General features: G+C 60.3%; 9 protein-coding genes and 2 pseudogenes. 9 read left to right on the top strand and 2 right to left on the bottom strand.

Annotation, left to right across the window (positions count from 1 at the left end):
- Genes MOQ67_RS17120 through cptA form a run of 3 tightly spaced genes read left to right on the top strand, consistent with a single transcriptional unit; the run spans position 1 to position 3,216 of the window.
- Positions 1 to 735 (top strand): hypothetical protein, encoded by a 735-nt coding sequence (locus MOQ67_RS17120; RefSeq protein ID WP_026139859.1) that lies wholly within the window; start codon positions 1 to 3, stop codon positions 733 to 735.
- Complete coding sequence (locus MOQ67_RS17115) at positions 735 to 1,478, top strand: hypothetical protein (RefSeq protein ID WP_017845649.1); 744 nt, start codon at positions 735 to 737, stop codon at positions 1,476 to 1,478. Before MOQ67_RS17120 ends, MOQ67_RS17115 begins: the two co-directional genes overlap by 1 nt.
- Positions 1,479 to 1,482: 4 nt before the next feature.
- On the top strand, positions 1,483 to 3,216 hold the full coding sequence (gene cptA, locus MOQ67_RS17110; protein WP_017845650.1) for a phosphoethanolamine transferase CptA: 1,734 nt from the start codon (positions 1,483 to 1,485) through the stop codon (positions 3,214 to 3,216).
- Positions 3,217 to 3,224: 8 nt separating this feature from the next.
- On the opposite strand, the gene MOQ67_RS17105 is transcribed toward cptA, so the two are convergent.
- Together MOQ67_RS17105 and MOQ67_RS17100 are read right to left on the bottom strand one after the other, a co-directional pair.
- Entirely contained in the window at positions 3,225 to 4,145 is a 921-nt protein-coding gene (locus tag MOQ67_RS17105) for a LysR substrate-binding domain-containing protein (RefSeq protein WP_017845651.1), read from the bottom strand.
- A 511-nt stretch (positions 4,146 to 4,656) separates the two neighbouring features.
- The gene (locus MOQ67_RS17100) at positions 4,657 to 5,238 is read right to left on the bottom strand and encodes a helix-turn-helix domain-containing protein (protein ID WP_198717556.1); all 582 of its coding nucleotides are present in this window, start codon (positions 5,236 to 5,238) and stop codon (positions 4,657 to 4,659) included.
- Positions 5,239 to 5,393: 155 nt separating this feature from the next.
- On the opposite strand from MOQ67_RS17100, the gene MOQ67_RS17095 reads away from it, so the two are divergent.
- The 6 genes and pseudogenes from MOQ67_RS17095 (at position 5,394) to MOQ67_RS17070 (ending at position 12,058) form a co-directional block, all read left to right on the top strand.
- On the top strand, positions 5,394 to 6,287 hold the full coding sequence (locus MOQ67_RS17095; RefSeq protein ID WP_198717917.1) for a DMT family transporter: 894 nt from the start codon (positions 5,394 to 5,396) through the stop codon (positions 6,285 to 6,287).
- 705 nt (positions 6,288 to 6,992) lie between these two features.
- Positions 6,993 to 8,093, top strand: a complete 1,101-nt coding sequence (locus MOQ67_RS17090) for an ABC transporter substrate-binding protein (protein ID WP_198717916.1) — start codon at positions 6,993 to 6,995, stop codon at positions 8,091 to 8,093.
- Positions 8,094 to 8,117: 24 nt separating this feature from the next.
- Positions 8,118 to 10,424, top strand: a pseudogene (locus MOQ67_RS17085) (ATP-binding protein); the annotation flags it as partial.
- 36 nt (positions 10,425 to 10,460) lie between these two features.
- Positions 10,461 to 10,967 (top strand): annotated as a pseudogene (locus tag MOQ67_RS17080) (response regulator transcription factor); the annotation flags it as partial.
- The gene (locus tag MOQ67_RS17075; RefSeq protein WP_372436605.1) at positions 10,968 to 11,828 is read left to right on the top strand and encodes a sensor histidine kinase; all 861 of its coding nucleotides are present in this window, start codon (positions 10,968 to 10,970) and stop codon (positions 11,826 to 11,828) included.
- Complete coding sequence (locus MOQ67_RS17070) at positions 11,825 to 12,058, top strand: hypothetical protein (protein WP_232591736.1); 234 nt, start codon at positions 11,825 to 11,827, stop codon at positions 12,056 to 12,058. Before MOQ67_RS17075 ends, MOQ67_RS17070 begins: the two co-directional genes overlap by 4 nt.
- Positions 12,059 to 12,063 lie beyond the last annotated feature (5 nt).

Below are 12,063 nucleotides of genomic sequence, written 5' to 3'. Positions count from 1 at the left end.
ATGTCGATGAACCATGAGAACGAACTAGCACCAGTGATCGCCTTTGTAGGCTGCGATGGTGCGGGCAAGACCACTGTTTCCGACGCTATCCTGGCGTGGATGCGCGAGTCCGGACAGGTTGAAAGCTGCCATCTGGGCATCCAATCCAAGGCCTTGGGCGAGAAACTGGTGGGCTTGCCGATGGTGGGGGGCGTACTCAAGCGTCTGATTGCCAAAAACTCGCCGAAAACAGTGTCGCCAGGCGAAGCGTCGCGAACCTCCATCGAGGCGCCGAGTACCCTGGCGGCGGCCGCGATTTTTCTGCTGTCCGTACGGCGTTGGCGGCGCTATCAGAAGATGATGTCGCTGCGACGCCAGGGTGTTGCGGTGATCGCCGATCGCTTTCCGCAAATTGCCGTGGCCAAAATGAAGATCGATGGCCCGGGCCTCAGTGGCGTACCGCATCGCAATGCGCTGGTGCGCTGCCTGGCACGTTGCGAGCGCTTGCTGTACTGCTACATGGTGAGCTATCGCCCTGACGTGGTGATTCGGCTCAATGTCGATCTGGAAACGGCCTACAAGCGCAAACCGGACCACCGCTACGCGTCGTTGGCCACCAAAATCGCGTTGGTGCCGCAGCTGGAATACCAGGGCAGTCCGATCATTGATCTGGACAGTACCCAGCCCCTGGATACCGTCATCGACCAGGCCAAGCATGCCATCAACGCATGCCTGGCCCGCCAGCGCGCCGTGTAATGGCCAGCCGTAGCGCCTTCCGGCGCCTGGCGCCGTTGGTCGCCATCATCGGCCCGGACGGTGCCGGGAAGACCACCACGGCGCACTACCTATGCTCAGTCATTGCCAATAGCCAATATGCCTACCTGGGGCTGGGCTCCGGGGCGCTGGGGCTGAAGATTCGGCAGTTGCCGTGGATAGGCGCGATGCTGGAGCGGCATCTGTCCGCCAAGGCCAGTCGGGCTCGAACGCCCGGCGAGCGTATTCCCGGGCCTGTCACGGCTGCGGTCATCTACCTGTTCGGCAGGCTGCGCTGGCGTCGTTTCCTGCACATGCTGCACGTGCGCGAGAGCGGGCGGCTGGTGATCTGTGACCGCTACCCGCAGGCGCAGATCGCCGGGCTCAACGATGGCCCTGGCTTGTCGGCCGCCCATGCCACTGGTTGGTTAACCGCGTTGCTGGCCCGGCGTGAGCGCGACCTCTACATCGAGATGGCCCAGATACCGCCCACGCTGGTCATCCGGCTCAATGTGGACGCCCACACGGCCTGGGCGCGCAAGCCCGACCATGACCTAGCCCTGATCGAGCGCAAGGTGGCCGCCACCGCGGCCTTGACGTTCCCCGGGGCGCGGGTGGTCGAGGTCGATGCGGGCTTGCCGCAGGCCCAGGTGCATGCCATTTGCCGTCAGCTCATCGAAACACTGGTCAGTGAGACCCCGGGCTTTTCCTCATCTCTTGAACCGCAGGTTACACGCGTTGAATAAATCTATGCCCCATCTCGGCGCCCAGCCCTTTGCGAATGCCTCTGGCACGCCGCTCCTGCGCCGTTCCAGTGCCCGCTCGCTGGCCGTCATGTACCTGTTTTTCTGGTATTTTTCCGGCCCCCTGCAATGGTTGATCTACCATGCCGATGTCGCCGGCCTTGACGGCTTCTGGCAAGCCAGCGCGGCAAGCCTGCTGTGGCTGATCCCGCCATTGCTGTTTCCGCGCTGGACGCGGCCCATCGTCGGGTTGATAGGGCTGGTGTTGTGGATGTGCTCGCTGACTGCGCTGGCTTACTTCCTGATCTATGGCCAGGAGTTTTCGCAAAGCGCGATCTTTATCATGTTCGAGTCCAACATGAGTGAGTCCAGTGAGTATATTTCCCAGTATTTCTCCTGGTCTAAATTGGCCGTGCTGGTGGCCTATACCGTCATCGCGCTGGGGTTATGGTTCAGGGTTCGCCCCGTTGCGTTCTCGGGGCGTGCCAAGGTGGTGTTGTGCCTGCTGATTGCCTTTGCATCGGTGGGCTACTCAGCCCTCCATGAGTACCGCAAGCGTGGCGACCTGGACATGCGCATCGGTAAGTTTCAGCAGAATCTACAGTCGGCATCGCCTTGGCAGATGGTCATTGGCTACACGCAGTACCGTCAGCAATTGGCCGATATGGCGAATATGTTCGAGGGCTGGAAAGCCATTGCGCCCTTGCAGCATCAAGTGGATGCCCATGCCGGGCAGCCAGCGACAATGGTGTTGGTTATCGGCGAGTCGACTGATCGCCAGCGCATGAGTCTGTACGGCTACACTCGCCAGACCACACCACAGCTGGATGCCTTGCGGCCCGAACTCGACGTGTTTGATCAGGTAGTGGCGCCGCGGCCGTATACCATCGAAGTGCTGCAGCAGGTGTTGACTTTTGCCGACCAGGAGCACCCGGACCTGTACCTGACGACACCTTCGTTGATCAGCATGATGAAGCAGGTTGGTTACAAAACGTTCTGGATCACCAATCAGCAGACCATGACCCAGCGCAATACCATGCTCACCACCTTTTCCAAGCAGGCGGACGAGCAGGTCTACCTGAACAACAACCGGAATCAGAATTCCACCAGCCAATACGACGAAGACGTGCTGGAGCCGTTTAGCCAGGTTCTCAAGGACAAGGCGCCGCGAAAGCTGATCGTCGTGCATCTGCTGGGCACCCACATGAACTACCGCTACCGGTTTCCCAGCGGCTACGCGCGGTTCCAGGACAGCGCCGAGGTACCGCGCTATATCACGGACAAGACGCTGCGCAAATACAACGACTATGACAATGCCGTGTTCTACAACGATTACGTGGTCAGCTCGTTGATTGATCGCTTCAAGCGCTCCAACCCGCATGGCTTCCTGGTGTATCTGTCAGATCATGGTGAGTCGGTGTACGACCCGGTGGCCCCGCACATGCTGGGGCGCAATGAAGAGGCGCCGACACGGCCAATGTACACCGTGCCTTTCCTGGTATGGCGCTCGCCGAGCTGGAAAGAGGACAACCCACTCGATCTGCGCGATGCATTACATCGCGAGTGGACCACGTCGCACTTCATCCACACGTGGGCGGATCTGGCAGGGCTGCGCTTCGACACGTTCGAGCCGTGGAAAAGCATCGTCAACCCGGCCTATCAGCGAGGTCAGCTACTGATTGGTGATCCGCGCCAGCCGGCCAAATTGCGTGACTTCAACACGCTGGGCAGCGCACCTTGAATTGCCGGCTAAGCAGCAGTGGCGGCCAGGTTGCCCATGTGCTGCTCTAGCCGGGTGCGCAACCAGCGCTCGGCCGGGTCGTTGTCAGTCAGGCTCAGCCAGACCATGGACAACTCCTGTGCCGGCACCTCGAACGGGCAGGGTTCGTCGCGCAAATTGCCCCACCCCAGCAACGCCTTCGCCGCGTAGTCGGGGCAGCTCGCCAGCAGATTGGTCGCGTTGAGGGCCGCCGGCAGCGAGCTGAACTGCGGAATCGACAGTACCACCTTGCGGTCGCGGCCGATTTTAGCCAGGCATTCATCGACGATACCGTGGATATTGGCCGTGTAAGAGACTTGAACATGGGGGCGGGTACAGAACTCGTCCAGGGTCAAAGGTGCGTCAGCGTTATCGGCGCGCAGGATGCGTGGTTCGACGCGTCTGAGCAGTTTGCGCTTGGCATTCGCGGGCAGTTCACGGGTCTCGGTGATGCCGACGGTGATGTCGCCAGACGCCAATAGGTCGGGAATGCGCCAATAGTCGGCATGCTGGATGATCACGACCACGTTGGGGGCTTCATCGCGCAGCGCCGCCAGAAAGGGCGGCAGCAGGGCGAATTCGACGTCGTCGGAAAGGCCGATCTTGAAGGTCAGGCAGCTTTCCAGCGGATCGAACTGGTGTGCGAGGCTGAGCGCCGTGGCCATGGCATCAAGCGCTGGCGACAGATGCCGGATGATTTCTTCGGCGCGGCGAGTGGGCTCCATGCGGTGGCCTACTCGAACAAACAGGGGGTCATTGAACAGCGTTCGCAGCCGTCCCAGTGCTGTGCTGACGGTTGGCTGGCCTAAATACATTTTTTCGGCGACGCGGGTGACGTTTTGTTCCTGCATGAGCGCTTCGAAAATGACCATCAGGTTGATGTCGGATTTTCGCAGTTCATTTCGATTCATGGGCGCCTTTCAACTGCCGTGCAAGTTGGCGCATGGCAGTGCCGGGAAAGTTGAGCTAAGAGTGTCTGATGGTCGAGCTAGACGCACTCAGGCCATAGAAAATATTTCAAATTGTTACGCGGCGCGAAACTTAGCATGTGCTTTTCAGTGGCACCATCGCGCTTTCTGGAATGCCTAGTTACCGTTTTCGCAACAATGGTGAGCGATCGCTGTTACGGAAGCTCCGAAAAAGACTTACTACGTCAACTTTTTGCGGGCAACGCAGATGTGTACCAACGGCGTGCGAGAGATGGGCGGGGCAGGCAGAAAAATTTCAAATATGCCCCCAATCTTGCCCCTAGGTCGCTCGTGATACACGAGCGAACGAAAATGGCGGGAGCTGGAAGAATTCCATCAGGGTTCTAATGGTTATTGTTAACTCCCCATTGGAGTCAGGGGTATCGTGAGTCGCTGTCAGGGCGTCCAGAAAATTCAGGGCGATTCATCCTTTGGCGTGTCCATGGCGCCTACCTCAGGAATGCTCTATCACCATCACTGCAGTAGTGTCCGCCTCAAGTGCTTCGAACACGTGAGGCACATTCGCCAGGTAGCTGATGTAGTCGCCGGCATTCAGCAATACAGGCCCAGTCGCCGGGCCAATATGGGCGCTGCCGCTGCACAGCACTACGTGCTCTACGGTTCCCGGTGGGTGAGGCTGAGACAGCCGAACTTCGCCGGGCTGCACCTTGAGCCGGTAGATGTCGCGCTGTACTCCCGCCTGGCAATCGGCAAGCAGTGTCGCTGCGTAATTGGCAGTCTCGGCATAGGCGGTCATGCCCTCGTTGGCACGAATCACCCGCAACGGCTGTTGGGGGTGCTCGAAGAACCGGGTGACTTGCAAACCCATTGCCATCGCCAGCGACCACAAGGTTTCGATGCTGGGGTTACCGATTCCTGACTCCAATTGAGACAAGGTCGACTTCGCCACCCCGGCGCGCTTCGCCAACTCGGTCAAGGAAAGTCCTGCGGCCAAGCGTTCGCGTTTGATTGAAAGCGCCAGCAGGTCGATTCGGCTCGGGTTATTTCTCGGCAGGTTGTTCGTTATGTTGGTCATTCGTTTTATAAATCATCCTTAACTGGGTTGACGCGCTTTGGCGCCGTGTTCATTATAATGGTTAATAGTTCATTATAAAGTTTATTTTGCCGAGGCAGCGTCCGCGAATGGCGGCTTAGGTTACGGCAATGTCGACAGCAAGGAAGCAGTGAGTGATGAAGTCGCAATCCCGTGGGACGCTCGAAATGATTTCGGCCATGGTCATCTCCGGCACGGTGGGCTGGTTCGTCATCATGTCGGGGCAGAGCCCGGAGGCTGTGGTGTTCTGGCGTTGTTTGTTCGGTGCCCTGGCGATGCTGGTCACGTGCCTGGTGCTTGGGGTGCTGCGTCGGTCCCTGATCAGCGCCCGGCAGTTCATTCTGGTATGCCTGGGCGGGGTGGCGCTGATTTTGAACTGGGTGCTGCTGTTCAGTGCCTACAAACATTCCTCTATCGCCATTGCCACGGTGGTCTACCACGTTCAGCCGTTCATGCTGGTCGGTCTGGGTGTGCTGTTTTTCGCTGAACGCCTCAGCGCCGCCAAGGTTGGCTGGCTGCTGTTGGCCTTCGCCGGGCTGATGCTGATCGTGTCCGCCAAGGGCAGTGGGCAGGCCACCGGCGCCGACTACGTGCTCGGCGTCTGCCTGGCCCTGGCTTCGGCCTTTTTCTACGCCGTGGCGGCGGCGATCACCAAGCGCCTCAAGGACTTGCCCGCGCACCTGATCGTGCTGATCCAGATGGTGGTAGGCGTGGTGGTCCTGGCCCCGTTCGTGGATTTCAGCAGGGTCGATACGGTCGAGGGCGCCTGGACATATCTGATCATTATCGGCGTGGTCCATACCGGGCTCATGTCGACCCTGCTGTACAGCGCCATCCAGAAAATCCCCACGGCGCTGGTTGGCGCACTGTCGTTCATCTACCCGATCGTCGCCATCCTGGTCGACTGGGTTGCCTTCGCCCATCCGCTCAGCACCCTGCAAGTGCTTGGCGCGAGCGCGATCCTGCTGGCGGCGGCGGGCATGAATTTTGGTTGGTCGCTGGGCCGTGCCCCGCGTCAGGAAGCGAACTAGGGCCGCACGTGACACCACGCGCCTCAGATAATTGACAATCAGCAAATTTCCAGCGGCCTGGATACCACGCCCGAATGGATAGAATCGCGCACGGGCATTCGTGAGCGTCGAATGGTCAATGATGGGTTGAGCATGCTCGACCTGGCAATCAAGGCTGGCGCGCGCTTGCAAGGTGTCTAGAGAATCCGGGGCGATTCAGTCGCTCAATTGGCTGAAATCCTCCAAGACCCCGCGCGAAGCGGGCACTTTGATACTATGATCATTGCCAATGCAGGGGGTCCAATTGCCGGCCGCCAAGGAGAGGAATCTGTATGTGTCTGCTTCTTCATGCCTGGTCCTGCTATTGGAACGACCGAATGAGTAGCCTGGTAACGCGTGTCCATCGGCCCTTCGTAGGGCGACACAACCGAAGAACTTGGGCAACTGGCCAAGGGCACTAACCCCATCAAAGCCAGTGTCGTTGGCCAGCAGTCCGATGCCGGCAAGACACTAGGTGGGTGGGCTTCAGGTTTTTTTAAAAGGCAATATGGAACAACCCCGCACGCGCCATACAGGGAAACGTTCAATGCCTGCGTCAAACTTCACAGTGTCGAAGATCTCCTATCTGCGGGCCAACTGCTCCAACCAGATCGAGCCGTCGATCCAGGCTGCCGGCAGGTGCGGGTGGATTACTGCTGGTCAATCCCTGGCACGTCGGAGAACAGCATGAACGCTAAACCAATCCACACACTCTTGTGGCGCTTCGCCGGCTGCGTGGCGGGGCTGGCGATAGTTGCCGCCAATCCAGCCCAAGCGGCTGACGATGGCAGCGCTGGCGGCCCGACCGCAGGCTATAGCATTGCCTTCAGCAATTCCTACGCGGGCAGCGATTTTCGCAAGGTGATGGTGCGCAACTGGCAGGAAATTGCGCTCCAAGCGCAAAAGGATGGCTTGATCCGGGAGGCCCCGGTGGTCAGTGCCAATAACTCGGCATCGGAACAGGCGGCCCATATCCAGGACATGATCGTCAAGGGCGTCAATGCCATTGTCATCCTGGCCGCTTCCGACACGGCCCTCAACGGGGTGATCCGCGACGCCTGCAACGCCGGCATTGTGGTGGTCGTCATGGCCAGCCTGGTCACCGAACGTTGCGTCTATACCGTGGATTACGACTGGTCCGCCATGGGCCGTGTGGAAATGGATTACATCGCCGAGCGTCTTAAGGGCAACGGAACGTTGCTGGAGATCCGCGGCATTGCCGGCGATGCCACCGATAAAAACATCAGCGACGGCATTCGCAAGGCCGCCAGCGACTATCCGGGACTGAAATTCGCCAAGACCGTGTACGGGAACTGGACGGCTTCCGTCGCCCGCAAGGAGGTGGCGCTGGCGCTGCTGTCGTTGCCCAAGATTGATGCCGTGGCGACTCAGGGGGGCGATGGTTACGGGGCGGCCATGGCGTTCAAGGCGGCAGGACGCCCTTTGCCGATCATCGTGATGGGGAACCGCCAGGACGAACTCGCCTTGTGGAAACAGGAGCGCGATGCCAATGGCTACGAGACCGTCTCTGTCTCTGCCTCGCCGAGTGTCTCCCAAGTGGGGTTCTGGGTGGCCCAGCAGATCCTGGCGGGCAAGCCGGTGCCGAAGTTCGTCGAGGTGCCGCTGGTGCGTATCGATGCGAAAGACCTGGACACCTGGCTCGCCACTATGCCGGTGGGCGGCGCCGCCAATCCTTTCTACAGCCAGGCTTCCGTTGCGGCGATGATCGACGCGGCCATCAACAATACGGCGGCGCCGGGGCTTTTGCCGGAGGTCAAGAAACAGTAGCGGCGGGCTAGGAGGCGAGGCCCCATGTTGACATTCAAATCAGCCACGGCCAGGCCCATTGCCGTCAGGATCGGCCTGGCGGTTGCCGCACTGGTGTTCTTGATGCTGGCGGTATCGCTGGTGAACCTCTACGGCCTGCGAGGCATGGTACGTGCGGTGGATTCCGCCAGTCATTCCGCAGAGATCCTGGCCTCGGTCAACGGGGCCACCGGGCGGGTGGAAAACTTCATTGCCACCCGCGACCAGGAAAGCTTGTCCCAGGCAGAAGGCATGGTGGCGACGGCTATCGCCGGCCTTGACGACATTCCGGTGGTAGAGGCGCAATCGCTCAAGGGCAGTCTGGAAAGACTCTCTGCGGCGATCGCCGCTTTACGGGCGGCGACCCTGACCATGGATGGCGAAACGGAGAGCATGACAGCCCACTACAGCCGAATGCGAGAGGCGACGATCCTCGTCGAACAGGGCATCGCCGATGGGCTGAAGGGGCTTGATTCCCGCGCCGCTGACCACAAGGCGCAGGTGAGCAATATTGAGAGCGCCCATCGCATCCTGGATATCCTGCGCAACGGCGAGCGGATCATCACCGCCAATGTGGCCAAGGTGCTGGTGACCGGTGATGGGGCGGCCGCCACTGCGGCGAGGAACGCCTGCGCGGCACTGCCGCCCGTGGTCGAGCAATTGCGCGAGTTGATGGAGGCGCCACAGGAGGTGGAGGCCCTTGGGCAGTTGGCGACGGCGATCACTGCTGCCAGCCTGGCGGTCGAGCAGCTTGGCAAGGCGCCCAAGCTCCTGGGAGGCGAGGCTTTGCGTGATCTCGGCGCGGTTGGGGATGTGGCCGAGCGCCTCGAAGCAATGTTGGGTGAGGTGGACGAGCACGTTGCCCGTGACGCCAGCGACATTCAGGCAGCCACCGGTTTACTGCAAAATGCAGCTGCATTGTCCAAGCGTTTCGCCGAGCGGGTGGCCACCCTGGAAGCGCAGACGTTGTCGTTTCGCCTGTCACCGTCGGCCGAGGTCGCCGACTCTGTCGGCGCCATCCTGGATGAGCTCTCCCGTCTCTCTCGCGTTCTCCCTTCGTCTGTGGGGCCGCAGACCAACGCTACACCCCTGACGGTCAGCGATCAGATTGCTGGCTACCGGGCCGCATTCGCCAGGTTCCATCAGGCGAGCAACGCCTTGAGCGACGCGCGTGACCAAGTTCGCAACGAGGCCCGGAGCGCGGGCCTGTTGGTTGCGCGCTTCGCTGGCGAGGCGCGCTCAGACGCCTTGGCCCACAAGGATCGCGGCATGCTTGCGGCAATCATCGCGGGCACCGTCGCCATCCTGCTGGCCGGTGCCATCGCCTGGAGCACCTCGCGGTTTGTCGCGCAGCCCATCGTCGCCCTGGCCTCGGTCATGCGCCGGCTTGCTGCCGGTGACCTGACCGCCGAGATCGCCAGCGTTGGACGCGGCGATGAGATTGGGATCATGACGCGGGCCGTGCGGGTGTTCCAAGAAAATGCGTTGCGCATCCGGGTGCTGGAGGCCGAAGCCGACGCCGAACGACAGCAGGTCCAGGCCTCGTTGGAGAGAATGGTCGCCGAACGAACCGACACGCTGCACCGGCAGACTGAGGTGCTGGAGGCGCAGGCCGTCGAGCTCATTCAGGCGCGCAACCAGGCCGATACGGCTAACCAGGCCAAGAGCGATTTCGTGGCCACGGTCAGCCACGAATTGCGCACCCCTCTGACGCTCATTCTGGCCCCGCTGGAGCAGCTCTCGGCGGCGACTACCCCGCCGGCAGACTGGCGCGTGCAGATCGAGCGCGCCCAACGCAACGCGCTGCGCTTGATGAACCGGGTGAACGACATCCTCGATTTTTCCAAGGCTGAAGCCGGCAAGTTTGAGTTGTGCCCGGCGCCGATTGATTTGAACCAGGCGGTGGGTGTGCTGGCCGAGGATGCGGCCATGGTGGCCAAGGGCAAAGGTTGCACCTTGACCTGCAGCATCGATCCCGCCCTTGGCACGGTGTTCCTGGACCCCCGGCACTTCGAGAAGATTCTGCTCAACCTGGTGAGTAACGCCATCAAGTTCACCCCCGCTGGCGGTACCGTGCATCTGGCCGTCACTGCGCTCGATGACGAGCGATTTGAGCTGTCGGTGCAAGACTCGGGCATTGGCATTGCGGCTGACAAACTGCCGCTGTTGTTCCAGCGTTTTTCCCAGATCGATAACTCCGCCACGCGCCAATACAGCGGCACAGGCATCGGTCTCGCGCTGGTCAAGGATCTGGTCGAACTGATGGGGGGCGAAGTCGGCGTCAACAGTGAGCCTGGACGGGGGGCGTGCTTCTTTGTTCGATTTGCGCGGGGGGCTGAGCAAAACACAGTGCCGACCGAAGTCAGCGATATACATGAGCAATCGTCACCCACCACGATCATCACAGCCGAGCAGCGCCACCTGCTTTTCGACGACGGTCGCCATGGCAGTAGCAACGACCAAGCCTCGACTGGAGAGGGCACCCCGGAGCACGCCTTGCAGTCCAGGGTGCTGGTGGTAGATGACAGCCCGGAAATGCTTAGCTACCTCAGTGAGCTTTTGCGCGACGACTACATCGTCGTCACCGCAGCTGATGGAGAACAGGCCTGGGCAACACTGCAGCGTCGAGCAATCGATGTCGTTCTCTCTGATGTGATGATGCCGGAGCTCGACGGCTTTGGCCTGACCGCCAGAATCAAAGCCAGCGCGGGTTTCGCCCATATCCCCGTCATCCTGTTGACCGCCCGCGGCGGCAGCGAGGCCTGCGTCTCCGGGCTGGAGAGTGGCGCCGATGACTATATTGCCAAACCCTTCTCGCCGCTGGAGCTCAAGGCTCGCGTACGCGCGGCCCTACGCATGAGCCAGGTGCAAGCCGAACTGAATGCAAAATCCCGTCAGGCGGGCATGGCCGAAATCGCCACGACGGTGCTGCACAACGTCGGTAATATCCTCAACAGCGTGAATGTATCGGCAGAACTGGTCAGCAGTCAGATGCGCACTTCCAAGGCCCAGGGCCTGGGCAAGGTGGCTCAGATGCTGAACGAGCATATCAATGACCTGAGCGAATTCCTTACCCGCGACAACAAAGGGAAGATGCTGCCCGACTACCTGCTCAAGCTGGCGGAGGTGGTGACGGCAGAGCAACAGGGCATCATCGAAGAGCTCGGGCAACTCACCAAGGGCATTGACCACATCAAAACCATTGTTGCGGCCCAGCAGTCCTATGCCGTTGCCGTCAGTGTCGTCGAGACAATACCGGTCTCAGAGCTGATTGATGATGCCTTGCGCATGAGTGCCGGGGCACGGGTGCGCCAGGAGGTGATAGTGGTCAAGGACATTGCCGACTTGCCCCTGCTGTCGCTGGACCGTCACCGAGTGCTGCTGATTCTGATGAACCTGATCAGAAACGCCAATCAGGCGTTGGACGGCGTGGTCGATCGCAGCCCGTGCATAATGTTCAACGCCGCCCTCGCGGACGGGCCAGTACTGCGTATCACGGTAACTGACAACGGCAGCGGGATTACGCCCGAGCACCTGACGCGTATCTTTTTCCATGGCTTCACGACGCGCAAAGAGGGACACGGTTTCGGCCTGCACAGCTGCGCGCTCGCCGCGCAGGAAATGGGTGGCAGCTTGACCGTGCACAGCGACGGAGCGGGACAGGGCGCAACCTTCATCCTCGAAATCCCTCTTGATGCTCAGCAGAGCAGGGGATGAGCACCGAACCTAAACCCATTAATTTGAATCATCTGCATCTGTTTGATGTTTTTGAAGGTCGCAGAGATAGGGTGGATGATGCTGTTTATGAGCAGCTGTGCAGGATTGTTGCTCAGTCGTGGAGGATGGTGTTACTGAGTAAATTTCCAGAAAAGAAATTTTGTGTGCAAGCGATAGTGTCTGATCAGGAATATGGTCCAGTGGTTACTTTCTCCCAGGTCAGAGAGTAGCTTCA

This window comes from Pseudomonas sp. LY-1 (assembly GCF_053502595.1).
Note: the sequence above shows the minus strand (reverse complement) of the source record. Positions and strands in the feature narration are given on the sequence as shown.